The sequence below is a fragment of the Austwickia sp. TVS 96-490-7B genome (genome assembly GCF_019331795.1).
Lineage (GTDB): Bacteria > Actinomycetota > Actinomycetes > Actinomycetales > Dermatophilaceae > Austwickia.
Genome location: NZ_JAHPZL010000007.1, coordinates 404,485 through 430,221, shown reverse-complemented (window position 1 = coordinate 430,221; position 25,737 = coordinate 404,485). Strand labels below are relative to the sequence as shown.

Annotated in this window: 21 protein-coding genes; 7 read left to right on the top strand and 14 right to left on the bottom strand. The window is 63.5% G+C overall.

What is annotated here, in order from left to right:
- Positions 1-3: 3 nt before the first annotated feature.
- Positions 4-930 carry a carbohydrate ABC transporter permease gene (locus KEM60_RS10045; protein ID WP_219107389.1) on the bottom strand — a complete coding sequence of 309 codons (927 nt, stop codon included), beginning with the start codon at positions 928-930 and terminating at the stop codon, positions 4-6.
- Positions 927-2,240 carry an extracellular solute-binding protein gene (locus KEM60_RS10040; RefSeq protein WP_255574476.1) on the bottom strand — a complete coding sequence of 438 codons (1,314 nt, stop codon included), beginning with the start codon at positions 2,238-2,240 and terminating at the stop codon, positions 927-929. The genes KEM60_RS10045 and KEM60_RS10040 overlap by 4 nt, the downstream gene beginning before the upstream one ends.
- Positions 2,241-2,627: 387 nt before the next feature.
- Between KEM60_RS10040 and KEM60_RS10035 the strand changes: the two genes are divergently transcribed.
- The gene (locus KEM60_RS10035; RefSeq protein ID WP_219107388.1) at positions 2,628-4,328 is read left to right on the top strand and encodes a fumarate hydratase; all 1,701 of its coding nucleotides are present in this window, start codon (positions 2,628-2,630) and stop codon (positions 4,326-4,328) included.
- Between the two features lie 132 nt (positions 4,329-4,460).
- Positions 4,461-5,105 carry a carbonic anhydrase gene (locus tag KEM60_RS10030; RefSeq protein ID WP_219107386.1) on the top strand — a complete coding sequence of 215 codons (645 nt, stop codon included), beginning with the start codon at positions 4,461-4,463 and terminating at the stop codon, positions 5,103-5,105.
- A 108-nt stretch (positions 5,106-5,213) separates the two neighbouring features.
- Here the strand turns inward: KEM60_RS10030 and glmM are convergent, their stop codons facing one another.
- Both glmM and KEM60_RS10020 read right to left on the bottom strand, forming a co-directional pair.
- Positions 5,214-6,569 carry a phosphoglucosamine mutase gene (gene glmM, locus KEM60_RS10025; protein ID WP_219107384.1) on the bottom strand — a complete coding sequence of 452 codons (1,356 nt, stop codon included), beginning with the start codon at positions 6,567-6,569 and terminating at the stop codon, positions 5,214-5,216.
- Between the two features lie 273 nt (positions 6,570-6,842).
- Positions 6,843-7,238, bottom strand: a complete 396-nt coding sequence (locus KEM60_RS10020) for a hypothetical protein (protein WP_219107382.1) — start codon at positions 7,236-7,238, stop codon at positions 6,843-6,845.
- 2,069 nt (positions 7,239-9,307) lie between these two features.
- Here KEM60_RS10020 and KEM60_RS10010 point away from each other — a divergent pair.
- Positions 9,308-11,068 carry a peptide-N4-asparagine amidase gene (locus KEM60_RS10010; protein WP_219107380.1) on the top strand — a complete coding sequence of 587 codons (1,761 nt, stop codon included), beginning with the start codon at positions 9,308-9,310 and terminating at the stop codon, positions 11,066-11,068.
- 41 nt (positions 11,069-11,109) lie between these two features.
- Positions 11,110-11,568 (top strand): hypothetical protein, encoded by a 459-nt coding sequence (locus KEM60_RS10005; RefSeq protein WP_219107379.1) that lies wholly within the window; start codon positions 11,110-11,112, stop codon positions 11,566-11,568.
- 273 nt (positions 11,569-11,841) lie between these two features.
- Here the strand turns inward: KEM60_RS10005 and rpsI are convergent, their stop codons facing one another.
- Together rpsI and rplM are read right to left on the bottom strand one after the other, a co-directional pair.
- Positions 11,842-12,336, bottom strand: coding sequence for a 30S ribosomal protein S9 (gene rpsI / locus KEM60_RS10000; RefSeq protein WP_219107377.1), 495 nt, complete (start codon positions 12,334-12,336; stop codon positions 11,842-11,844).
- A 42-nt stretch (positions 12,337-12,378) separates the two neighbouring features.
- Complete coding sequence (gene rplM / locus KEM60_RS09995; protein WP_219107376.1) at positions 12,379-12,822, bottom strand: 50S ribosomal protein L13; 444 nt, start codon at positions 12,820-12,822, stop codon at positions 12,379-12,381.
- 43 nt (positions 12,823-12,865) lie between these two features.
- On the opposite strand from rplM, the gene KEM60_RS16555 reads away from it, so the two are divergent.
- The gene (locus KEM60_RS16555) at positions 12,866-12,991 is read left to right on the top strand and encodes a hypothetical protein (RefSeq protein WP_255574475.1); all 126 of its coding nucleotides are present in this window, start codon (positions 12,866-12,868) and stop codon (positions 12,989-12,991) included.
- An 87-nt stretch (positions 12,992-13,078) separates the two neighbouring features.
- Complete coding sequence (locus KEM60_RS09990) at positions 13,079-13,693, top strand: helix-turn-helix domain-containing protein (protein WP_219107375.1); 615 nt, start codon at positions 13,079-13,081, stop codon at positions 13,691-13,693.
- A gap of 58 nt (positions 13,694-13,751) precedes the next feature.
- Here KEM60_RS09990 and ilvD read toward each other — a convergent pair whose 3' ends face one another.
- The 5 genes from ilvD to KEM60_RS09965 all read right to left on the bottom strand — a co-directional run bounded on the left by ilvD (position 13,752) and on the right by KEM60_RS09965 (position 21,276).
- Complete coding sequence (ilvD, locus tag KEM60_RS09985; RefSeq protein ID WP_219107373.1) at positions 13,752-15,467, bottom strand: dihydroxy-acid dehydratase; 1,716 nt, start codon at positions 15,465-15,467, stop codon at positions 13,752-13,754.
- 395 nt (positions 15,468-15,862) lie between these two features.
- Entirely contained in the window at positions 15,863-17,629 is a 1,767-nt protein-coding gene (locus tag KEM60_RS09980; protein WP_219107372.1) for a M12 family metallo-peptidase, read from the bottom strand.
- 255 nt (positions 17,630-17,884) lie between these two features.
- The gene (locus tag KEM60_RS09975; RefSeq protein ID WP_219107370.1) at positions 17,885-18,400 is read right to left on the bottom strand and encodes a histidine phosphatase family protein; all 516 of its coding nucleotides are present in this window, start codon (positions 18,398-18,400) and stop codon (positions 17,885-17,887) included.
- A 57-nt stretch (positions 18,401-18,457) separates the two neighbouring features.
- Entirely contained in the window at positions 18,458-20,521 is a 2,064-nt protein-coding gene (locus KEM60_RS09970) for a YhgE/Pip domain-containing protein (RefSeq protein ID WP_219107368.1), read from the bottom strand.
- Positions 20,518-21,276, bottom strand: a complete 759-nt coding sequence (locus tag KEM60_RS09965; RefSeq protein WP_219107366.1) for a hypothetical protein — start codon at positions 21,274-21,276, stop codon at positions 20,518-20,520. The genes KEM60_RS09970 and KEM60_RS09965 overlap by 4 nt, the downstream gene beginning before the upstream one ends.
- 214 nt (positions 21,277-21,490) lie before the next feature.
- Between KEM60_RS09965 and KEM60_RS09960 the strand changes: the two genes are divergently transcribed.
- A complete protein-coding gene (locus KEM60_RS09960; RefSeq protein ID WP_219107364.1) occupies positions 21,491-22,117 on the top strand; it encodes a TetR/AcrR family transcriptional regulator in 627 nt (208 codons plus the stop codon).
- Positions 22,118-22,204: 87 nt separating this feature from the next.
- On the opposite strand, the gene gatB is transcribed toward KEM60_RS09960, so the two are convergent.
- The 3 genes from gatB to gatC form a co-directional block, all read right to left on the bottom strand.
- Positions 22,205-23,749: an Asp-tRNA(Asn)/Glu-tRNA(Gln) amidotransferase subunit GatB gene (gene gatB, locus KEM60_RS09955; RefSeq protein WP_219107362.1), complete on the bottom strand. Its 1,545-nt coding sequence runs from the start codon at positions 23,747-23,749 to the stop codon at positions 22,205-22,207.
- A 3-nt stretch (positions 23,750-23,752) separates the two neighbouring features.
- Positions 23,753-25,306 carry an Asp-tRNA(Asn)/Glu-tRNA(Gln) amidotransferase subunit GatA gene (gatA, locus tag KEM60_RS09950; protein ID WP_219107361.1) on the bottom strand — a complete coding sequence of 518 codons (1,554 nt, stop codon included), beginning with the start codon at positions 25,304-25,306 and terminating at the stop codon, positions 23,753-23,755.
- A 106-nt stretch (positions 25,307-25,412) separates the two neighbouring features.
- The gene (gene gatC / locus KEM60_RS09945; protein WP_219107359.1) at positions 25,413-25,709 is read right to left on the bottom strand and encodes an Asp-tRNA(Asn)/Glu-tRNA(Gln) amidotransferase subunit GatC; all 297 of its coding nucleotides are present in this window, start codon (positions 25,707-25,709) and stop codon (positions 25,413-25,415) included.
- Positions 25,710-25,737 lie beyond the last annotated feature (28 nt).

The window sequence follows — 25,737 nt, the reverse complement described above, 5'->3', positions numbered from 1 at the left end:
CGGTCAGCTCCTTCCGCTGGTGAGATCGACCTTGAACGCTCGGACGAAGATCGCAGCGATCGCCAGGACCGATAGGAAGAGCAGGACCGAGACCGCTGAGCCCAAGCCAATCTGGACTCGGTTGATGGTCTGGTCGTAGGCCAGCACGGAGAACGTCGTGGTGTGTTGTCCGCCTTGGGTCATCACGAAGACATTGTCGAAGATCCGGAAGGCGTCCAAGGTGCGGAACAACACGGCCACCATCACGGCAGCTTTCATGTTGGGCACGATGACCCGGGTGAGTCGCTGCCAGAAAGTCGCGCCGTCGACGATCGCGGCTTCTTCGAGGGAGCCGTCGATATTAGCTAAGCCGGAGAGCAGCAGCAATGACATGAATGGCGTGGTTTTCCAGATCTCGGACAGGCTGATGACGGTCATGGAGCTCCACCATTGCCCAAACCAGTCAAACTCTCCGAGACCAAACCAGTGGTTGACAAATCCGGTACTGACGTGGAAGCCGTAGAACCAGGCAAAGGCGGAGACGACTGTGATGATCGAGTAAGGGATGAGCACGATAGTGCGCAGGGTGTGTCGAGGCCAGACCACACGCTGCATCAGCATGGCTATTCCTCCACCGAGGAATAGCTCGACGACGACAGTGACCACCGTGATGAGGGCGGTATTGCCCACCGCGAGCCAGAACAAGCTGTCCAGGAGGATCGTGGCGTAGTTGGCAAGTCCCACGAACTCGCGGGCACCGGGGTCAGTGAGTCGGTAGCTGAAAAATCCGTTCCAGATGGCTTGCCCGATGGGGTAGGCAGTGACCAGCAGCATCACGGCAAACGCTGGTCCGGCCAAGGCCCAGCCCAGTCTCCGCTCTCCTCGAGCTCGCGCGGACAGCCCGGTCGGCATGTTCGGCGCGGGTGCTGGTGCTTCGATCGTGGCGCTCATAGCAGCGCCTCCCCTCGGACCACTGAGCGGATGAATCGCTGGGCATCCTGCGGGGTGGTGCTGGGGTCAACGTCGTGAGGTGGGCTAAAGCTCTTGTACAGCCCACCGGAGATATCTCCGTAGAACTGTGAGGATGGCCGCGCGGCGCCACTGTCGAGCGACTCTTTGATGAGTGGGGCCATCGGGAAAGCGTCGCGGACTTGCGCGTCGTCGTACACCGATTTGCGAGCAGCGGGATTGCCCGCACCGAGCATGTAGGTCTTCTGTTGCGCGGCATCGGTAAGGCACCGTACGGCGTCCCAGGCAGCCCCCTTTGCCCGGCTGCGCGAGTTGACAGCGAGCTGGATCCCACCGAGGGGGGGTCGGGACTGACGCCCTTGGTCGATCTGCGGGTAACGGGCGTAGCCAACATCAGCCATATCGACGCCCTTCAACGGCAACGCGGCCCACACATAAGGCCACTGCACCATGAATCCGGACGTCGCGCCTGCAAACAGGTCCACGGTGGTGTTCTCGTCTGAGGAACTCAACGCTGGCCCGCCGACTCCACTGTCGGCGATACGGTTGATGATGTGTGCGGCACGTCGACCGGCCTGATCTGTGAGGCCCAGGTTGAGGTCATCGGCTGACGCACCCGGATTGGTCACCAGGTGTCCGCCCGCGGATTCAGTCAGGGCATTGATCCACACGGTGTACCCCTCGTAGGGCTTGGCTTGCACGCCAACCGTTTTTCGTTGTGAGGTGGCCGCGTCAATGATCTGGTCCCAGGTGACGGGCTTGGTCATGTCGAGACCAGCCTGTGCTGCGACTGATTTGCGATACCAGAGCAGCTGAGTATTGGCCCAAAACGGGGCGGCGTACAGCGTGTCTTTCCAGGTCGCTGATTCCACTGCGGGAGCGACCACATCATCGGTGAATGCCTGACGACGATCGACGGGGACTGCGTCCAGGAAGTCAGCTTGCGCGAATTCAGCGACGAAGACCGTGTCGAGGGACATGATGTCCACGCCGGCATCGCTGGCCGCCAGCCGCCGGAGCAACTGTTGGCGTTGATCGCTGGCGCTGTTAGGCAATAGCTGCGTGGTGATGGTGTAGCTCCCCCCGGAGGCCTGTGAACAGGTCTGGGCGAGGTGGGCTTGACCGGATTTGCTGGGGTCGTTGCCACCGTTATCCGGGTTGATATACCAGGTCAGCTGAGTGGGTCTGGTCGTATCTTCTTGGGGAGACCCACAACTGGGCAGCATCCCCAGGGCAGCTGCCCCGACCATGGTCGCTGCGAATGCCCGTGTGCTCGTTCTCGTGCCCGCCATCGTTCCTCAGCTCTCCCCCTGCACCGGAAGAACCGTCGCCATCGATGCGAGCGACCTTGCCGCGCAGGAATATCCAGCTTGTGATGGTGCATCTCTGAGCATACCTATCCCTGACCTGGCCGCCCCGGTCCAGGTGTGCATCGGGTTCCCCGACGTGACCCGTGACCATGGTCACCTGTTCGCACCGATCCGCCTCTCCAGGACCGACGGCCGTGGCCCTGACCGCGTGACCGCCCTACGCTGAGAGGCGATGCGGCTGCCCCTTGAGGCCCGACCAGGCCAGGACGCGGCCGGTCAGCTGTGCCCGGCCGCTGGCCCCGCCCCGGCGGGATCCGATGACTCCGGGCACGAGCCAGGCAAGGGTTGACGGGCTAAGGAGAGAAGTTCATGGCCGAATTCGCATACGAGGACCTGCTGCCGCTCGGCGAGGACCCCACGCCGTACCGGAAGCTGTCCAGTGACGGTGTCCGCACGGTCGACGGTCCGGACGGCCGCAGCTTCCTGCAGGTCGATCCCGAGGCGTTGACCCTGCTCGCGGAAACCGCGATGCACGACATCGCCCACTACCTGCGCCCCGCCCACCTGGGGCAACTCAAGAAGATCCTCGATGACCCTGAGGCGTCCAACAACGACAAGTTCGTCGCCCTCGACCTGCTCAAGAATGCCAACATCTCTGCGGGCGGCGTGTTGCCGATGTGTCAGGACACCGGCACCGCGATCATCATGGGCAAGCGCGGACAGCATGTGCTCTCCGCCGGGGTGGATGAGGAACCGCTGAGCCGCGGCGTCTACAACGCCTACACGAAGCTCAACCTGCGCTACTCCCAAAATGCGCCGGTCAGCATGTTTGAGGAAAAAAACACCGGGTCCAACCTGCCAGCGCAGATCGAGCTGTACGCCGACACTCTCCCGGGCCACGAGACGACGTACAAGTTTTTGTTCATGGCTAAGGGCGGCGGCAGCGCCAACAAGTCCTACCTGTTCCAGGAAACTAAAGCCATCTTGAACCCGACCTCCATGATGACGTTCCTGGAGGAGAAGATTGCCTCGCTGGGGACGGCTGCGTGCCCGCCGTACCACCTGTCGATTGTCATCGGCGGGACCAGCGCCGAATTTGCGCTGAAAACCGCGAAGTATGCGAGCGCGAAATATCTCGACAGTCTCCCCACCACCGGTAATGGCGCCACTGGTCGTGGTTTCCGTGACCTGGAGATGGAAGAGAAAGTCCACGAGCTGACCCGCAAGCTGGGCATCGGCGCGCAGTTCGGTGGCAAGTACTTCTGCCATGACGTGCGCGTCGTGCGTCTGCCCCGGCATGGTGCTTCCTTGCCGGTGGCGATTGCCGTGTCCTGCTCGGCCGACCGGCAATGCCTGGGCAAGATCACCCCAGAAGGCGTGTTCATCGAGCAGTTGGAGTTCGACCCGGCGCAGTATCTCCCTGAGGTCAGCCACCAGGACCTCGGCGGTGACCACGGCAGTCAGGACGCGGCTGCTGAGGTCGTCCAGATTGATCTGTCCCAGCCGATGGATGACATCCTCGCTGAGCTGACTCAGCACCCGATCAAGACCCGGGTGTCGTTGACGGGGACTCTCGTGGTGGCGCGTGACATCGCCCACGCGAAGATCAAGGAACGTCTCGACGCCGGCGAGGAGATGCCGCAGTACTTGAAGGACCACCCGGTCTACTACGCAGGCCCCGCCAAAACCCCCGAAGGTATGGCGTCGGGCTCGTTTGGACCGACGACCGCGGGACGGATGGATTCGTACGTCGACGCATTCCAGGCAGCGGGCGGTTCCAAGATCATGTTGGCTAAGGGCAACCGCAGCAAGCAGGTCACGGACGCCTGCGCCGCGCACGGTGGTTTCTATCTCGGCTCGATTGGCGGCCCGGCGGCGCGGCTCGCGCAAGACTGCATCACCAAGGTTGAGGTGTTGGAATACCCCGAGCTTGGTATGGAGGCCGTCTGGAAGATTGAGGTCAAGGACTTCCCGGCGTTCATCATCGTCGACGACAAGGGCAACGATTTCTTCGCTACTGTCGGTCCCAAAGCCATCCAGCAGACCATCACCACCCGCCCCACCCAGTAACACCGGTCCTCAATGACCCTCGCCGTCGGCCCGATCCTTCTCCTCGGGTCGGGCCGACGGGACCCGCAGTCGTGGCATCGATCCAGTGACGATTTCCGCCGCCCAGTGCCGACTCCGGAAGGATGACCCCCCATGAGCAGCACGAGCGCCATCCACGGTGGGCCGCGTCCCACCACCCCGGCTCAAGCATGGGCCGAGTTGCGAGCTGGTAATGACCGGTTTGTCGCCGGCACCCCGGCTCACCCCAATCAGGACACCTCTCGCCGCGATCAGCTGGCTTCTGGACAAGCGCCCTTTACGACGTTTTTTGGGTGCGCTGATTCCCGGGTGGCCGCTGAAGTGGTCTTCGACCAAGGCTTAGGCGACCTATTTGTGGTGCGCACTGCCGGGCACATCGTCGGTGACGGCGTCCTGGGATCTATGGAGTTCGCCACGGATGTCTTGGCGGTGCCGCTCATCGTGGTCCTCGGCCATGATTCCTGTGGGGCGATCAAAGCAGCGATCCAGCACTATCAACACGCCACGATGCCTCGCGGCTATATCCGCGACATCATCGAACGGGTCACACCCAGCGTGATCGCTGCCCGTGCAGCGGGTGCCCGCAGCACTGACGAGGTCGAAGCAGAACATGTGCGGCAGACCATCCACCTGATCCACGAACGATCCCAGGTCATCAATACCGCTGTCGCGGAAGGTCGATGCGCGATCGTGGGCCTGACCTACGCCCTGGCCAACGGGCGCGCCAGCATCGTCGAATCCATTGGCGATCTGACCTGAGTCAGCGCTTCTCCCTGGGCGGAGCGGCGCGTGTCCAAGCGTGGCATCGGCCGGGCTCACCTCTCAGCGGTGAGCCCGGCCAATGTTCGTACGACGTACGTCGCCGTGTTACAAGGCGAGACGGTCCCGGACGACATCAGCTAGGCGCTGCGCTGCTTCTTCGGCGCGCTCCTGAGTGTCGGCTTCAACCATGACCCGTACCAGCGGTTCGGTCCCGGACTTGCGCAGCAGCACCCGTCCTTGAGCACCAAATTCCGCGGTGATCGCCGCAACGGTTTCTTGGACGACCTCGTCACCGTCGACCCGGTCTTTGTCGACTCCCTTGACATTGATCAACACCTGCGGCAGCCGGGTCATCACAGCTGACAGCTCGGAGAGTGCCCGCCCCGATTCCACCACTCGGGCAGCGATCGCCAACGCGGTCAGCACTCCGTCACCGGTGGTGCCGTACTCCGACATAATCACGTGGCCGGATTGTTCTCCACCGAGCGAATATCCACCGGCGCGCATGTCCTCAAGGACATAGCGGTCGCCCACAGCGGTCTGCCGGGTCACCACGCCTTCACGCTCCATCGCCTGCAACAAACCCAGGTTGCTCATCACGGTGACCACTAACGTGTCGTCGTGCAGTCGGCCCTGGTCTCGCAAGGACAACGCGATGATCGCCATGATCTGGTCGCCGTCAACGATGCGTCCCTCCGCATCCACCGCGAGACAGCGGTCTGCGTCGCCATCCCAGGCAAAGCCCAAGTCAGCGCCGCGGGCGACCACGGCTTCTTGAAGCTTGTCCAGGTGGGTGGAGCCGTAACCGTCGTTGATGTTGAGCCCGTCAGGTGAGGTGCCGATGACGTCGACGGTGGCGCCTGCCCGTTCAAACACTTCCGGGCCGACCCAGCTAGCAGCTCCGTGCGCGGCATCGACCACGACATGTAAACCGTCCAACCGGGTGGGCACGCAATCCAGTAAATGCTCGATGTAGAAGTCGCGGCCTTGCGGGAATGGCCGGATACGGCCCACCCCAGCGCCCAGTGGACGTTCACTCCACGGTCCGCCCATGTGTGAACTGATGAGGTCTTCGGTGGCGTCACTGAGTTTGTGACCGCCCTTGCCGAGGAACTTGATCCCGTTGTCCGGCATCGCGTTGTGCGACGCCGACAGCACTGCGCCCATCGACGCGCTCATCCGAGCGGTGAGGTAGGCGATCGCCGGCGTCGGGAGCACCCCGGCGTCGAGGACATCCACGCCAGCGGAGGCGAAACCTGCGCAGACCGCCGCTCCGAGGAACTCCCCGGAAGCGCGGGTGTCTCGCCCCACGACGGCCACTGCGCGGTGACCTCCGTAGGCGCCACGGCCTCCCAACGCCCGTGCGGCCGCGACCGACAGGTCCAGAGCCAGCTCCGCTGTGAGGTCCTTATTGGCCAGGCCGCGGACACCGTCCGTGCCGAAAAGACGCGCTGATGCCATGCGTCATGTCTCCCGTCTTGTGGAATACCCCCGAGCGACGCTCGTCTGATCGCCCCCAGCGCGGTCTGTCGACATGCGCCGCCGGTACGACCCCACGGAGTATAGCGATCGTCTGACTGAATCATCGGATCACGCTGCCGACCAGGGAAATTCGTCCTTAGCGTCGGCGTTGGCTGACGAGTACATGATCAAGCCGGGACCGACGTACGTCGTCAGTATCACCCTGACCGTCAGCGAATACAGGCAGCACGCGATCGAACCCCCGGGGGAAAATCAGGCCGGGAAAGGCTGACTGCTGACCATGGTCACGACGAGGATCGGCAACTGGTCATGAAGGCATGCCCCAGGGCCGTAGGCGCTTGGCGCTTCCAATGACGCGTCAAGCAAGCTGCTACCGGAGTAGGCGCCGGCCGGAGCGGCAACGCGCACCTCTTCGGTGAGCCAGGGCAGGGACTTGGGTAGCGTGACCATCGGCTTCAGCGTCGTGGTGCGCAGGTGGGCAGCATCGTCGGCCGACAGGGTCAACACAGCTTGCAGGACATAGTTGGTCGGTCCTGGCACCGCAGGCCCACGGCTATCCCACGTGATACCACCGTGTGTCCACAGCACCGCCGTAGCATCCGGCGCCTTTGGCCACATCCCCCGCAGCGCCGCCAAGTCATGACTCACCGGACGCTCCGGCACCAACCGCTGCTGACTCGTGCTGCCCTCAGTTCCCCTGGTGTGACTTCGATCCTGCGGGGGATCCTGTCGCGCTCCCACTAGGTAGACCCAACGAAACCACCGCCCACCCGGCAAGCGCCAAACCCACCATCACACTCGACATCACAGCGACAATGGTACGAACGCGATTCATGGCAACCTTGCTTTCCCGGTCTCATACTGATTTCTAGGGCTGTTATTCGGCCACAACGGCCCTCTGTCGACGCGGTCCCCACGTCCACGGTGATCGGCCTCTGGGCTGATATTGACCGCCGCCGGAGCTGGATCGTGAATATTCCACGTGACCGTGCGTTCAACGACCCCATGCGTGTTGCAGGAGTGAGCCCCACCAAGTTCGTGAAACCGGCCGCTGGCATTGTCAGCCGCTTTGCTGGCGATGCCATGCTGGCCGCGATGAAAGTGAGACCTATCGTTGGCGTGCACGCGAACAGTCATTGTGGCCGTATCTCCATTAACGACCCCAATGGGAGGAAGTCCATTGCTGATGGGTGCCGAGGGTCTTCCACCAACACGCCAACCTCAGCCTCCGTCACCGCCTTGACCACGAACCCCGCATCCACAAAGAATCCACCCATTTTTACCCCCGGAAGTTGTTGCCTGAGGCAAAGAGCCTCCCAGCTAATCTCAACTAAGCACAGTTGATACGACAAGACAGCCCAGAATACCTTCACGCGACGTGAGTATCCTATTTCTCCTTCAGGCCCGACGCGGTCGCGCCATACTGAAGGCAGTATTCACGCGGGTTTCTGTGACGTTCAGGGCTATCAATCAAGTCGGCATAACTCAATTCGGGCAAAGTTGCCGAGACCGCCAAGAGTTTCCCTTCCAGGGTTGAGGCAACTTGGATACTCACACAGTGATAGCCGTGTTTTTATGAGGAGGTGGCCTTGGTCGCATCTCCGCCATGGGCTGTGAGATGCCGGTCAGGTCAGCCAGGATCGGAAGGAGTCCAGCCCCCCGCGTGCAAAAAATCTCGACAACCCCACCGGTCAGCTCCCCGAGCTGTCTCAGGGTCGAGTCCTGCTGCGTGAGTGGTATCGCACCGGCCGCTTTCCTGAGAGTTGCGAGTCGTCTCATTCCATGAGCTCACAGCGACCGATGTATTCATGTCACCGTTGGTGACATGCGTGTATCGATTGTTCCTCGAGGTGCGGGGCAACGGGCGGTGCGCACCTCGCGAATCGCACTCTGAGTGCCTTAAAACAGCACTCAGAGTGCACATCGCCACAGCCCACACCACGGCAGCAGCCATGATCCGTGCATAACTCATGCTCTGCCTCTCCGGCGAAACACCCTTGCCAACACGCTGATCAGATGCGCCACATCGCCGGTGTCTGACTGACCTGCAAACGCCGTACATCCGTCCGCAGGAAAACGGCAATCGCGCCGAGACCATCAAGACCCCCCTGACCGGCCCTGGTCCGCCGCTGCGACCGGACCTACGAGTCCTCCCCGAGCCGGTGACGCTGACCATCGGTCTCGACGGCGATGGCGACGGCGATCGCCACTTCCACTGCTGAATCCCCTGGTCAAAAAATCGTTCGCCAATCTTCTCGTCCAGCGTTCATCATAGATCTGTGTTTATCAAGAAGATCCTATCCATTCTGATGCCAAGACAATCCGCATGTGACATTCCTGAGATCCAGGCCACCGCCGCGGGCGGGGCACCACTCCCTGGCCTGCATTTTTCGGCCATGGAATTATCTGCTTTATTTTCCAGCGATCGTTTTTTGCTCGGGGCGAACGTCAGCCATTGCTCCCCCAGATCATCCCTGGTGCCCTCACACCTGATCTGTCGCTGAAAAGCGTGGCAGGCCAACGATTTCGCGCTGCTGCGATACTTTTAGCCTGCCACGCCAAGATCACTACAGTGGCCATCCACATCGGCACACGAGCCGCTTCTGCATCGCCCTGGACCACAACGTCATGGCTGAATGAGCAGTCGCCTCCGACGCGACATACATCACTTGTTACTCACTCCCCCAGCCGTTCTTTCCCTCGCTAGATTTTTCCCCATGAAGGCCTCCCTTCCCCTGGTGACCACGGCCCTCCTCATGACATTGATAGGGGCCACACCTTCCGCCTCAGCCTTACCTGCGAGCGCCGATCAGGACCAGCGCACTAGCGCTGATCTCTCGGACACTGCTGACCGACCGGTGCGAGCGACCCGCAGCCCAGGCAGCTCCGGCCCAGTCACTACGCACCCACCAGCGGCCTTCATTGCCGTCCACGATGACCCTCGTACCGCCGAGCCGCCAGTGCCGACGCCTGAGACGAAACGCTGCTCAGTCCAGCTGGTGTCCCACCAGTTCCGGGACTGGGATGTGCACCGCGCCGACTACAGCCCACCGTCAGACTGTGGCACCGGGTGGCACAAGGTCGTTTTGCGTCTGGACGGACGGGTAGCTGGTCGCCAGTACGACCGGTTGGGGTGGATCGACGTCAACGGGGTGCGGGTGATGACCTTGTCCACTCCGGAGCCCAGCCCTTCTGGAATCGGTTGGCATGTGGAAAAAGACGTCACGTCCCTGATGCCAGCACTGCGACAGCGCGGTCAAAGCGCGATGTATCTGGGCAATACCGTCAATGACACCTACACGGGTGTCTTCGACATCACAGTGACCCTGGACTTCTATCAGGCTGATCAGTCCCATCCGGCAGCATCGACAGCGTCGATGGTGACGCCACTGTCGCAGATCCGCCGGGACGGCGCAGATCTGGTGGGCAAGGCGGGGCTCCCCCGCAACCTGGAACGGGTCGAAGCGGAGGTCTACGCGACCGGTTCCGGTGGCGGATGCGAGGAGTTCTGGGATCTGTCGGCGCCCGCGTCGACGGGATATTCCTGCGCCGATGGGTCCCCGTGGCGTGAGGTGGACATTCTCATCGACGGACGGCTAGCTGGGGTGGCTGCGCCGTACCCGTATATCTACACCGGTGGCTGGTCCAATCCCTTCCTGTGGTATGCGATTCCGGCGCCGCGAGCGTTTTCCATCGCGTCGCTGCGCTATGACCTCACCCCCTTCGTGGGGCTCCTCAACGACGGTGTCGCCCACGAGGTGCGGATCCGGGTGGCGGGGATCCCGCACGATGGCGAGGGGTGGACTCTCGCGCCAGCGCTACACCTGTGGACGAGCGCCTCGCAGGCCCCGACCCGCGCCGGGTTGGCCTCCACCAGGGATGGCACCGCCACCGTCGACACCTCCGCGACCGGCACCAAGGATCAGCCCGGGTCAGTGACAGTGCAAGGGAAGAACCATTTCGAAGCTACCGGGTGGGTCGACACTGCTGCCGGTCGGGTCACCACGACCGTACGACGGGACCTGTCGCACCGGTCGACGCACACCTGGACCGCGAAAGAAACTCGCGATGACCTCGACGCGACCTGGAGTGACACGCATAGTGTGCAGGTACGTGTCGGTGAAGCGGCACCTACCACCCGTCAGGTCGAGGCGACCTGGTCAAAGAAAGGGTCGACCCTGGCCGAACCGTGGGGCAGTGCCCCTCAGGCGCAACGCCTCACCACCGACCTCGACATCACTGACGGGTCCACGTCATATGTCCTCATCCCGACCGGGGCGAAACAACACCAGGTCACCGTCACCAACGGGTTTGCTGGGGCGGCAACCTGGGTCACCGGAGTGCCCCGGGAGCAACGGATGGCCAGCGGATGGAGTCGCCAACGGTTCGTCACCGATGGTGACCCCACATTGAGGCACTATGACCACGAGTTGGCGACGATCAACGGTTTCTTCACCGTGGATCAGGTACGTCGGTGACACTCCACTCCGGTGACGCTCTACTCCAAGGAAGTCAACTGATGACCGCACCACGTCCTGCCCTACCGCGCTCGGCGTTGGCGGCGCTCCACAGATCCATGGACACCGACAACCCAGACGTGCAGAAGTTACTCGCGTCCATCCCGCTGTACGCCGCCGCAGCGGCATCGCTGCTCGTCGCTGCCGCCCGTGCGAATGTCGGTGCAGACCGGGTCCCGTGGGTGGTCCTCGCACCGGTGGTGATCCTCACAGTAGGCAGCATCCAGTTGGCGCTGGTGGTCTGGCGACAACAGCCGTTGCCCTCACCCCCGGAATGGTCCGCGTTGTGGTGGTGGCTCTCTTACGGATGTCTCGGCTTGAGCGTCGCGCTGGCGCTGAGTCTCGTTTCCTGGGTCGGCTGGATCTATCTCGCGGGTCTCCTGCTCAGCGCGGGGATCTGGGCAGTGTTTCGTGACCTGGGTTTGCCCGGATGGCGCGGGCTGATCAGGTATCGCCGGTGAGGCGTCCACCTCGTCGCGACCGCCTCAGGAGTCTTTGTTGGCCCGGTGCCGATGCCTTCACCAGTGAGGATGATGTAAAGGTAGTCACCGTGGGCGTTGATGACCTGATGCCCCGCTCGGGCATAGTCGGTGGCGGACGGGTGATGCGTCGTCCACGCTCTGAATGTACCGAGGGATTTCTCGGGCATAGGTCGACGGCCCGTCGTGTCCTGGGTGCAGGACACGACGGGCCGTCGCTGGGGCGACGCAGGTAGCGTCGATCCGGCGCTGGGATCAGCGCTTGGAGTACTGAGGCGCCTTGCGGGCCTTCTTAAGACCGGCCTTCTTGCGCTCGGGGACGCGAGCGTCCCGAGTCAGGAAGCCAGCCTTCTTCAGCGCCGGGCGGTTCAGCTCAGGGTCGACCCCGTTGAGGCTGCGGGCCACGCCCAGGCGGACAGCACCGGCCTGGCCGGAGGGGCCACCGCCGTGGACGCGCACGAGCACGTCGTAGGCACCGTCCAGTTCCAGGATCTTCAGCGGCTCGTTGACGATCTGCTGGTGGACCTTGTTCGGGAAGTACTCTTCGAGGCTACGCCCGTTGATCTTCCACTCGCCGGTGCCCGGAACGATCCGGACGCGGGCGATGGCCTGCTTGCGGCGGCCGGTGGCGGCGCCGGGGGCGGAAGCGGACGCGCGACGGGCGGGAGCCTCAGCGTCAGCGTCGGACTCAGTGGTGTATTCAGTCAGCGCGGGCTCGTCGAGCTCGAGCTCGGTGGTGATGTCGGACACGGTTCTCCTCGTGTGCTTGGCGTCAGGTCAGCGCGCGGCCGATTACTGCGCGACCTGCGAGATCTCGAAGGGCACCGGCTTCTGGGCCTGGTGGGGGTGGGTGGAGCCGGCGTACACCTTGAGCTTGCTCAGCTGCTGGCGAGCCAGGGAGTTCTTCGGAAGCATCCCGCGGATGGCCTTCTCGACGGCCTTCTCCGGCGCGGAAGCCATGAGCTGGGTGTAGCTGGTGGCGCGCAGACCGCCCGGGTAGCCCGAGTGACGGTAGGCCTTCTTCTGCTCCAGCTTCGAGCCGGTCAGGGCCACCTTGTCGGCGTTGATGATGATGACGAAGTCGCCCGTGTCGACGTGCGGGGCGAAAGTGGGCTTGTGCTTGCCGCGCAGCAGGGTGGCGGCCTGCGAGGCGAGACGACCCAGGACCACGTCGGTGGCATCAATAACATGCCACGCGCGCTGGACGTCGCCCGGCTTGGGGGTGTAGGTACGCACGGAAGAGCCTTGCTTTCTCTCGTGATTGCTCAGCGGAGTGGTCATGCAGGAGCTGCGACCGATGATCGGTGGCGCATCCGCGACGACCCAGCGGTCGCCGATGCACAACGAATCACCAGAATACCGGGCTGGAGGCACCCCCACCCAATCCGCGAGGTACGGCGCGTGACCTGCACAGAAATCCGCGACCACCGCCATCAGCCCCCTAGATGCAGCGGTATTGTGCACAGATTTTATGCACAATACCCTGGGATTCATGACCGTAGATCCGCCCCATCCACCCCCAGGGGACTCCGGCGCTTATCCCGTCGACCGGGCTGCGCTTCGACTGTTGGCCCACCCGTGGCGCTCTCGCTTACTCGCCGAATTGCGCACCCTGGGACCGGGCACTGCCGCCGACCTCGCCCGTCGACTCGATACCAACACCGGTGTCACCAGCTACCACCTGCGGCGTTTAGCAGAGATTGGTCTTATTGAGGACAGTGGCACTGGCCGCGGCCGTGAACGCGTCTGGGTGGCCAGCTCCCATCAGCACACTGTGGATTTCGATGATGCTGACGATTCTGATGAGGCTGCCGCTGAATGGTTGGCCAGGGATTATGTGCAGCACCTCGCAGAACGCACCCAGGCGTGGATCTCCGATGCCTCCGAATGGCCGCCACACTGGCAGGACGCCGCTGGCCTTGATGACCGACTCGTGTTGGTCACCGATGAACAGTTAGCTGCTCTGCGCACTCAGATCGACGACCTGTTGGAGAAATATCGCCGGGTCGGGGCAGGCAATCCTCAAGCCAAGCGGGTGGTCTTCTACACCTGCGCTTTACCGGTTGATGCTCCACCGCACTTCGGCCGCGGCTCGACGCCTGCCTAAGCAGGGGTGGCGAGCAGCGGCTGACGTGGGTGGGTGACCGGTGGTGGGCAGCGAGCGGTCAGTCGCAGACTGCTCCGACGCTGGCTGAACGCACCAGGCGTCGATATTTTGCGAGGACGCCTCGGGTGTATTTCGGCGCTGGCGCCTGGACTCCGGCTGCGCGACGAGCTGCCAACTCAGTGTCTTCAACGAGTAGGTCAAGGGTGCCGGTGGCCACGTCCAACCTGATCTGGTCGCCGTCGCGGACATAGGCGATCGGTCCGTCATCGACGGCTTCCGGCGCGACATGCCCTACGCAGAGTCCCGTGGTCCCTCCGGAGAATCGTCCATCGGTGAGCAACAACACATCTTTGCCCAGGCCTGCGCCTTTGATCGCGCCTGTCACGGCCAGCATCTCCCGCATTCCTGGACCACCTTTGGGTCCTTCGTAGCGGATGACCACCACATCGCCTGCGGTCAACGTGCCGTCCTCGACAGCATCCATCGCCGCGCGTTCACCATTGAAGACGCGAGCGCGTCCCGTAAACACCTCGGAGTCAAAGCCCGCGGACTTGACCACGGCACCTTCTGGGGCGAGCGAGCCGGTCAGGACGGTCACACCGCCGGTGGGGTGGATCGGGCGAGACATGGCCCGCACCACAGTCCCGTCGGGGTCCGGGGGTGCGATGTGCTCGAGGTTTTGCGCGACGGTGCGACCGGTCACGGTCAGGCAGTCGCCATGCAGCAGGCCTGCATCGAGCAAGGCTTTCATCACGACTGGCACTCCCCCGACCCGGTCAACGTCCGTCATCACGTGCGCACCGAAGGGCTTGACGTCGGCCAGATGTGGAACCTGGGTCCCGATCCTGCGGAAGTCATCCAAGGTCAGGTCAACGTCTGCCTCATGCGCAATGGCCAGCAGGTGCAGCACCGCATTGGTGGAGCCACCGAACGCCATCACGACACTGATGGCGTTCTCGAAGGCTTCTTTGGTCATGATGTCTCGCGCCCGAATGCCCTGCCGAAGCAGGCCGATGACAGCCTCACCGGAACGGCGGGCCGCGATGTCTCGGCGCCGGTCGACGCTGGGCGGAGCGGCACTGCCGGGCAGCGACATGCCGATGGCCTCGGCGACGCTGGCCATGGTGTTCGCGGTATACATCCCGCCGCAGGCGCCCTCACCGGGACAGATCGCCCGTTCGATCGCGTCGACGTCCGCTCGCGACATCAGGCCGCGAGCGCAGGCGCCCACTGCTTCGAAGGCGTCGATGATGGTGACCTGTTTTTCGGTGCCGTCGGAGAGTGCGGCGACTCCGGGAAGGATTGATCCGGCGTACAAAAAGACTGAGGCCAGGTTGAGGCGAGCGGCAGCCATAAGCATGCCGGGGAGGGATTTATCGCAGCCTGCCAGCAGGACTGAGCCGTCGAGGCGCTCAGCCATCATGACGGTCTCCACTGAGTCGGCGATGATCTCTCGGCTGACTAGGGAGAAATGCATTCCCTCATGCCCCATGGAGATCCCGTCAGAAACGGAGATGGTGCCGAATTCGAGGGGGTATCCCCCGGCAGCGTGGACTCCTTCTTTGACGGCGCGGGCGAGTCGGTCCAGAGAGAGGTTGCACGGGGTGATCTCGTTCCAGCTGCTCGCGACGCCGATCTGGGGCTTGGCGAAGTCCTCGTCGCCGAGTCCGACCGCTCTGAGCATCCCTCTGCTGGCGGTGGATTCGATGCCGTCGGTGACGTCGCGGCTGCGTGGCTTCAGGTCAGGGCCGTCGGTCGAGGACATGGTCGTCATGTTCGGATGCTAGTCCGCCGCATCCAGCAAATGGGACGGGCGTCTCATCGTCTGATCGCTGCTGAGATACCAGCCGGACATGGTGTGAGGTCGTCCGCCGAGCCCCGCGCCCGGTGGACGACCTCACGCGACCGACATGATGCAGGTCGGCCCGGCTGACATCGTTGACGCGTCATGACATCCCTCACGAAGCACGCCGCAAGCTCATTTGCGCGTCGAGGCCAGCCGCCGAGAATGCCTGTCCTGCAGCATTATCGATCGTATGTGCCCACTATAACGAATATGATTCTCAATTGCATCCCCCTCGGGGCGCTGACAACGACCACGCTGACAACGACCACGTGGCCGGAATGTCCTAAGACATCCCGGCCACGCTCATCCCTGTCACGCGTGACTCAACGCAGCCGTAAGGCATCCAAGGCCAAGGTCTGCCGACCGCCGGTCACCGCGGTGATCCGCACCGTGTGCTGACCAGCCGGGATGACCACCGTCCGCAGTACCGCACCGTACTGGGTCTTGGCGGACGTCGTCGTAAATTCCGCCCAGTTCCGGCCATCGACCTGGATCCGACCCCGAGCACCTGACGGCAATGTCGTCCCAATGACCTCCATCTTGCGACCACCAGTCACCACCGTGCTCCAGCTCGCCCCGGACGCCGTGGTCACCAAGGCCGTTTTAAACAGGTACGCCGGATGAGTCGCGAAATACCACCCGCCATTGCCCGTCCGGGAGACCGTCCCCGTGCGCGGCGTGATGTCAATGAGCGTGCTCCCGTCAGTGGGAGCCTGAGGGGGCTGCGGCACTTGCGGGTGAGGAGCCGACGGAGTTGATCCAGCCGTGACCGAGACCACCGCAGCGTCAGCTGAGATGCTGCTCACCGTGACCGTGACGGCACCACCAAACGACGTAAACGTATTCCCAGCCGCTAAACCCCAGTTGTAGTCCGAAGAGCTTCCGGTGGGCGTGGCATCCAAAGCCATTGACGGTGTGGCGCCAGACTCCTGGGAGTTTTCCCGGACCACCCGGACGCCAGGAGTCATGTTGGCGTAAAGCAGGTTGTCGCGCCCGGTCCGCGTCCGGTACTCCACGAAGTAGACCTCGCCAGTAGTCGGGTCCACTGCGCGCACCGCCCGCATCCCGGCATAACTGGAAACCGGGCTCAACGTGGCAGACACCGTGCCCGAGGTCACCTGGGTCACCGCCGAGGCAGGAAGCAATCCGACGCGGTAAGCCTGCGGAGTGGACAACGACCCGGCGTTGTTGGGCGCTGAAGCCGCCATCACATCCCAGGGGTCGCCGTACTCCACGACCGAGCAGCTCCGTGACGCCAAGGCAGCATCACTGGACGAGGAGCATGACAGGCGTTGCGCGTGACCCAAGCCCAAGTTGTGACCCAACTCATGGGCGAGCACCGGCCACGCCGTGTCGGCGACGTACACGTAGCCACCAGCATTGACCCCTGACCCAACGCTGGCCAAGCCATAACCACAGCCAGCTGAGGTCGCATTCCGAGGCAGCGAGAGCACCAGATGCTTGTCCGGACCAGCTTGCCAACCGACCTTGGCCGCAGCCTCCTGCCACATGCCCCAGTAGTCCTTGCATCCGCTGGACAATGCCGTCGGGGAACTCACGGAGGACAAGGCAAACTTCACACCACCAGCAGACTGATCCGACCAATACGCCGACGCTGCTGCCACCTGGACCCGCACCTGCTCAGCGGTCGCTGAGGTCCCGCTGACCCCGGATGGCACCACCACAGCCACGGTCACCTGCTGCGTTCCAGCGGTATACGACGCTTTGGCCACGGGGGTATCAACCACGGTGACCGCCGAAGCTGTCCCACCGGCGACGCGTTCCTCATCGGCGCTCGGGCGATCGAGAGCCGCCCGAGGCACCGTGGCGGTGACCGTCGACCCTGGGGCGACCTGTCGAACGGCACTCTCGGCGACCGGCACAAATGCCCCCTGGGCGGTCCGGATCCGCGCCGTATCAGTCGCATCCCTATCGGTATCGGCGACGGTGACCAATTCCCCGGTCACTGTCACCGTGCTGTGGTCCACCGCTGAGACCGCCATGGCCTGATCGGTGACAATCATCCCGGTTGCGAACGCTGCAGCAGCCGCGATCACGGCGAGGTGATGCTGTGTTTTCCCGCGTGGCATCCTGCGCCCCTTTCCCCATCCATGGGTCCATCAGTCCAGGTAAAGAACGTGTACGACCGTCAAGGACGCATGTTCCGATGGATTGATCGGCGGGGCAGCGGGCAGGATGACAGGACTGAAGTCACACGTTCAGGACGCCTTGTCGATAGGTATGCCGAAAGATATGCCCAATCCCTTTGACAGCTCGACCAAGACAGACGTCTCAGTGAAAAGTGATGTGATGAAGGTCTCACTTTTCAAGGCGGCGATGATGCGCTAGGGAAACCGAACCATCACCAGCGCCGACGTTTCATCGGGAAAAACAGCCCATGACCCCTCATGGACCACCACCCCTACTCCCGCAGTTGGCCATCCCATGACCTCGTCATGCACCTCACCGACACCACGTCCCGTGTGATCAGCCACCTGAGCGACCACTCCCGGAACCCCCGGCGCATGCCCCACCACGACCAACGTCCGTACCTCATCAGGCACCTCGCGGATCGAAGCGATCACCTCATCAGGATCGGCGTCGTACAAGCAGCGATCAGCCCACACCTGCCCCACCTGAAGACCACCACGTTGCAGCTCATCACAGGTCGACACCGTGCGTACCGCTGGAGAACACACCATCACATCCGCCCGGACACCCTGCTGGGCCATCCACTCCCCCACCGCGCGAGCAGTCTCCCGTCCATGCCGGGTCAGCTCCCGCTCCCGGTCGCCACCCTCAGAACGATTCTTGGCCTGGGCGTGACGCACCAGCACCACCATGCGCGGGGAGTCGGTCATGAACCCATCTTGACCGACTCCCCGCCTCCCCGTTCTCTGCTTCGCCCGGGAAGAAGGTCAGAGCACCAGTTCAGGTGTGACCCGAGACGGCGTCCACACCCGCGCCCGAGCCGCCGCGTAGATCGATGACGCCAGACCCAAGCCCAGGAAGAGCAAGAGCACCAACACATCCGGGATCAACATGTCCATCGGACCGCCATACATCAGGTGTCGCACCCCATCGATCGCATACGTCATCGGGAGCACATGGTGCAACCCTCGCAACCCGACCGGCAAGGTCTGCCAAGGGAATGTCCCACCGGCGCTGACCAGCTGCAACACCAACAGCACCAACCCAGCGAACTTGCCCACCGCGCCAAACCGAGCCGCCAACGCGTGCAAGATCGCCACAAAACTCACCGACACCAAAATCAGGAACGGGATCACCCGCACCGGGTGCGTCACATGGAAGCCGAGCCCGAGCACCGCGATGAGGTACGCCGCCACCGCCTGGCCCACTCCCAACAGCGCCGGAGTCATCCACCCAGACAAAGCCACCCGCCACGCAGGCTGCTGAGCTGCCAAAGCGCGATGTGACAGCGGGCGCACCAACAGGAAGAGCACATACGCTCCAATCCACAACGCCAGCGAGAGGAAAAACGGCGCCATTCCCTCGCCGTACGTCGCCGCCGAGGCCAAGTTGGACCGCTCAATGGTCACCGGATTACCGATGACCTCCGCAGCGGCCTGCCGCTGCTCCGGAGTGGACCGCGGCAACGACTCCACCCCTTTGGCCAGGCCATCATGCAAATCACTAGCGCCTTTAGCCGCCTGCCCCACCGCCCCGGGCAGAGCCTTCGCGCCATCCGCGGCCTTCTTGGCACCATCAGCCAAATTCGTCGCGCCATCCGCTGCCCGGCGCGCCCCGCTCGCCAGTTGAACCGATGAGGACGACAACTGCTGAGCCCCATTATCAAGTTGCTTCGACGCGTTCGCCATGCTGGAAGCCCCATTGGACAGCTTCTGCACGCCCGGACCGAACTGAGCAGCTCCTTCTTTGAGCGCTCCGGCCTGGCGAGCGCCCTCGCCGAGCTTCCCGGAGAGTTCAGTCGCCCCTGAGTTGATCTGCGCCGCGCCATCCCGCAACGGGGCGAATCGTCGGAGAAGCAGGTTGATTTGAGCCTCGCTGAGTCCAAGTTCGCGCATCCCCGCCTTAATTTCACCAGCGGTGTGATCAATACCGTCGAGGTAGCGCTGCGTGCCTTGAGCCAGTTGAGCCGAACCGGTCGCCGCTTGTTGCAATCCGGTTGCTGCCCGAGCGGCCCCGTCAGCCAATTGCGGAGCCTTCTCAGACAGCTGCTTCACTCCGCTGTCGAGCTGAGCGGCGCCGGTCGCCAGCTGAGAGGTACCTTGGGCCAGCTGAGTCGCCCCGGCGCTGAGCTTCTCGTTACCTTGGGCGACTTTCTGCGTGCCCGTAGCCAGGGTTGCCGAACCATCCGCGAGAGTGTTGAGTCCCTTGCTGAGCTCCCCAGAGCGCTTCTCGATAGTGTCCAGTCCCTCGTGCAGTTTCTGGGAACCATCGACGGCCTTGCCCGAGTTGGTGCGCACTGTGGCAAAACCATCGAGCATGGACGATGCCGCCGTTTTGCTGACGTTCTTCGCGATCGCCGTACTGGTTTGCGAGACCAGGGTGTTGGCGATGGTCCGGGCCAGGTATCCGTTGGCATCGTTGGAGATCTGCTCGATCTTGGCCGGTCGCGGGTCGTTGCCTGCCGTGGAACGAAGATCTTCGGAGAAACCCGCCGGGATGACCAATGCGAAGTCATACCGTTCTTGCCGGACTCCGTCGGAGGCTTCCTGCCGATCGACCTGATGCCATTCGAAGGCACCTGATTCCTTCAACCGTTTGGCGACGCCGTTGCCCTCGTTGATGTGGGATCCGTCGGCCAGCTTGGCCCCTTTGTCTTCAACGACAATCGCTGCGGGGACTCCATGCAAGTTGCTGTAAGGGTCTTTGTTGGCCATCAAGTACAACCCGGCGTACATGGTTGGGATCAGCAGGAGCGCCACGACGGCCAACCGCAGCAATGGACCTGAGGTGAGGCGACGTAGCTCAGCGATGGCAAGTCGGTGAGCCCTCATGCGGCCACTCCTAATTCGTGACGCAGCGGACGACCCAGGAGTCGCACTGACGCATGGGTGCAGATGACGACGACGATGTTCCCGGCCGCTGCTGCTTGGGCGGCGGTGCGATACCAGTCATGGGGATTTCCACCCCACCGGTCTGGGTGGGTGAGGACGAGGACTTTGACACCCCGGTGCTGTTCAGCGAATCCCGTGAGCCACGCCACCCGAGCTGCCGGAGGCACCGTGTCCCAGCGCCGGCTGGCGACAGCTTTGCCGTAGGCAATGTGGCGTTCCCGGAGCAACTTCTCCTTGGCGCGCCGGGCAGCGGGCTCCTCCTCCGGGTCGATGTCGGAGGCCTCGGTGGTCGGGGTGGCGTGCAGTTGCGAGGTGGCGCCCCCTTCTTGCAGGTCTGCGACATGGCTGCCGATGAACCGATAGATCTCAGCGAGCGAGGCGGATTTGCCTGCCAGTGCGAGTTCTTCGCCAATGACGACGCGAAGGGACAGGGAGGGTTCGGGTTCGGTGACGTCAGGGACGTCGACCAGTGCCACTGCTTTACGGCGGATCCGCGGTCGCGCGTCGGTGTCGAGCGCGACGACTCCAGTGCATCCGCTCATCCGTCCGCCGATCGCCAGGGCTAAAGCGGTCCCGCTGGGGCCAGGGTCACCAGCCACCAGGGTGACTTGTCCGGGCGGAGCGGTGAAGGAGGTGGGTGGCAGGAGCGCGCCGTGCGGTCCGGCGATGGAGAGCCGGTCGACGATGAGGGACATACGAGTCGGTGTTCCCTTCGAGGAAATACTGCAGGTCCGGGGCGGTGACGAACACCCGCCCTCACGGATACAACCTTGAATCTGGATACATGGCCGTATCTTGATGCATGAGTGTATCCCGATACGGTCATGTATTGAAAAGGGGGTCGGATCACGTAGGCTGGGCAGGAACACCGCCCGCCGGTGCGCACCACCAGTCATCAAGGGAGCTCACATGAGCGACAACCAACCCCGCCTGACGCGAACCGCCCGGCGCGAAGCAACACGGCAACGTCTCCTGACCGCGGCTATCTCAGCCTTCGGTGAACGCGGCTTCTACGGCACCAGCGTGGAAGACATCTGCGAACGAGCCGGCTTCACCCGAGGCGCGTTCTACAGCAACTTCTCCAACCGCGACGACCTCGTCCTCGAACTGCTCCAGATTCAAGTCCAGGAATTCACTAGCCACATCGCCGCCCTCACCGAACGAGACGACCTCAATCCCGGTGAGCTACTCATCAAAATCATCGACAGCTGGGAAGCCCACCATCACGACGAAGCCGCCTGGCATCTCCTACTCGCCGAGTTCAGCCTGCACGCCCTACGGGACGCCAACGCTGGAGCCGCTTACGCCGCCGTCCAGCGCAGCATGCGCGAACAGGTCAGCCAGGCCATCGAGACCCGTCTCGAACGCGCAGGGTCCCGCCTGACTGTGCCCAGCGACCAACTCGTCCGGCTCTGCATCGCCGTCGCCCTCGGGTCAGCGGATCAACATCTCCTCGAACCGGACGCGCTCCCCCGCGGGCTGCTGGAACGGACCTTCCTCCCGCTGCTCATCGACTCGGTGCTCGTCGAGAGCTGATCGCACGCCCCAACGCTGCAACCTGCTAGCTGGCCGCTGGACGGCGCAACAACACCGGCCACCGGCCAGCCCAGCTAACGGCTCAGCTCAGGACGCGCCCAACGACTCCAACACCAGCTGACGAACCTTCGCCGCGTCAGCCTGACCCTTCATCTGTTTCATGACCTGACCGATCAACGCTCCCGCTGCCTGCACCTTGCCCGCGCGGATCTTCTCGGCTACGTCCGGGTTTCGGGCAATCACTGCATCGACAGCGTCCTGCAACGCCCCGTCATCCGAGACCAACTGCAAACCGCGCGCATCAGCCACCGCCAAGGGATCACCCTCCCCCGCGAGCACACCGTCCAGGACCTGCTTGGCCATCGTGTCGTTGAGCCGTCCACTGCTCACCAACGCATCCAACGCCGCCACTTGGGCTGCATCGATCGACATCGATGCCAGATCCATCCCGTCCGCATTGGCGCGGCGGGCAATCTCGCCCAGCCACCACTTCTTCGCAGCCGATGCCCCCGCACCCGCCGCGACCGTCGCCTCGATCACATCAACAGCCCCGCTGCCCAGGACATCTCGCATTTCCAGGTCGGTGAAGCCCCACTCCCCCTGCAACCGCTTCACTCGCTGGGCAGGTGGCTCCGGCAAGGTCTCCCGTAGCTGCTCCACCCACGCCGATTCAGACACGATCGGCACCAAGTCAGGCTCGGGGAAGTAGCGGTAGTCATCGGCATCAGACTTAGGTCGCCCTGATGTCGTCCCGTTGGTGTCCTCATGCCAGTGCCTGGTCTCCTGCAGGATGGCCCCGCCCGCAGACAGCACGGCGGCGTGGCGGCGGATCTCATAACGGCACGCCGCCTCGACGCTGCGCAGGCTGTTGACATTCTTGGTCTCCGTGCGAGTCCCCAAAGGCACCGCCAACTGCTCTGGGGAACGGGGGTCGTCACCTGCCTTGGGACGTAATGACAGATTCACGTCACAGCGCATCGAGCCCTGCTCCATCCGGGCATCGGACACCTTCAACGCCCGCATCAACTCACGCAGCGCCCCGACGTACGCGCGCGCCACCTCCGGAGCCCGCTCACCGGCACCCACCAACGGCTTGGTCACGATCTCAATGAGCGGAATCCCCGCCCGGTTGTAGTCAATCAGGGAGTACTCCGCGCCATGAATACGGCCCGTCGAGCCACCCACGTGGGTGAGCTTGCCCGCGTCTTCCTCCATGTGGGCCCGCTCGATCTCCACCCGGTAAACGACGCCATCGTCCAACTCAACATCCAGATACCCATCGAACGCGATCGGTTCGTCATACTGGCTGGTCTGGAAGTTTTTAGTCATGTCCGGGTAGAAGTAATTTTTCCGCGCAAACCGACACTGCGGCGCAATCTGGCAGTTCAACGCCAGCCCAATCCGGATCGCCGACTCCACCGCCGCGCCGTTGACCACCGGCAACGCTCCTGGCAACCCCAGACATACCGGGCACACCTGGGTGTTGGGTTCCGCCCCAAAACCAGTCGGGCAGGAACAGAACATCTTGGTGCGAGTCGACAGCTCGACGTGCACCTCCAAACCCATCACTGGGTCGTACGCCGCAAGCGCCTCAGCGAAGTCGACCGTGGCTTCGGTGTCGATCATGCTCATGGCTCAGGACTCCTGCACAGTGCTGGTGGTGGCCGTGGGCACGGCCGCGGTCAAGTCAGGGACGCGGTCGGACAACGGCCCACCCCACTGAGCGACCAGGGCTTTCTCCACCGCTGCGGCCACGTTGTAGAGCCGATCGTCTGCCATGGCCGGCGCCAGGACCTGCAATCCGACCGGCAGGCCATCCTCGTCTGCCAGACCCACTGGGACTGAGATTCCCGGAATGCCAGCCAGGTTGCTGGGGATGGTGGCCACGTCGCCCAGGTACATCGCCATCGGATCTTCGACCTTCGCCCCCAGCTCCCACGCAGTGGTGGGAGCAGTCGGACTGATCAGCACGTCCACCTGCGCAAAGGCAGCTGCGAAGTCTCGGGCAATCAACGTCCTGACCTTCTGTGCTTGCCCGTAGTAAGCGTCGTAATAGCCAGAGGAGAGGGCATACGTTCCCAAAATGATTCGGCGTTTGGCCTCAGCACCGAAACCAGCGCCGCGCGAGGCGGCGGTGACCTGCTCCGCACTGGGCACCGCAACACCATCAGGTGCGACTCGCAGGCCGTAGCGCATCGCATCGTATCGGGCGAGGTTGCTGCTCGCTTCGCTCATCATGATCAGGTAATACGCGCCGAGGGCGTAGTCCAGGTGAGGGCAGTCAACGTCGATGACCTGAGCACCCAACTCGCTGAGCAGGGTCACGGCCTCATCGAATCGGGCTCGCACCCCCGGCTGATATCCCGCTCCGCTGAGCTGACGGATCACCCCGACCTTCATGCCGGCTACATCACCGCGACGAGCCGCCGCCACGACCGGTGGGACTGGCGCGTCGATACTGGTGGAGTCGCGCGGGTCATGTCCGGCCATGACGTCATGGAGCAGTGCCGTATCCAGCACTGTGCGTCCGCAGGGGCCGATCTGGTCCAAGCTGCTAGCCAACGCGATGATCCCGTATCGGGAGATCCCGCCGTACGTCGGTTTGGCACCGACGGTGCCGGTCAGCGCTGCCGGTTGCCGAATCGAGCCACCGGTATCCGAGCCGACAGCCAGCGGAGCAGTGAAACTGGCGAGCACCGCTGCCGAGCCGCCACCGGAACCGCCGGGCACCCGACGAAGATCCCACGGGTTGCCGGTGGGGCCATATCCCGAATGTTCGGTGGAGGACCCCATGGCGAACTCGTCCATGTTGGTCTTGCCCAGAATCGGCATGCCTGCCGCCCGCAGTCGGGTCACGATGGTCGCGTCGTACGGCGGTTCCCACCCCTGCAGGATCCTGCTCCCTGCGGTGGTCGGCTGCCCGATGGTGCAAGCGACATCTTTGACTGCGACGGGCACGCCAGCAAGCACCGGGAGAGCGTCACCTCGACGTCGCGCCTGATCCACGTCCCGGGCCACCGCCATCGCCTGGTCATCGTTGTGGTGGAGGTAGGCGTGGACGGCACCGTCGACCGAGCGCATGCGCTCCAGGTGGGCGGCCGTCACCTCCTGCGAGGACACCTCGCCCGCAGCGAGCAACTCGGCTAGCCGAGCGGCCGACTGCCTGGTCAGATCGGTGGATGTGGTCAACTCGGTCCCTGTCGTCGATAGCTACCAGTGCGTGCGCTCGCGTGTCCGCGACGCCCTGCTGCCGGATGCTTGCCGGTCGAGTCAGGAGTCGCGGATCGTCAGCGGCTCAGTCCTCGCCGAGAATGCGGGGTACGGCGAACCTGTCGTCCTGTGCCTCCGGGGCACCGGAGAGGGCTTCCGATGCGCTGAGACCGGGAGCCGGTTCGTCGGCGCGGAACACGTCGGTCAGCGGCATCGGATGTGACATGCCGGGGACATCGGCCTCGGAGAGCTCACCCACTGTGGCAAAAGCATCAAGGATGAACGGCAGCTCACCGGCCATCGTGTCGAGCTCCTGCCCGGACAGCTCGATCCGGGCCAGCATGGCCAAGTGGGCCACCTGGTCGCGGGAGATCGTGGACATGAGGTCCAGTCTAGGGGTGAGTGGCGGA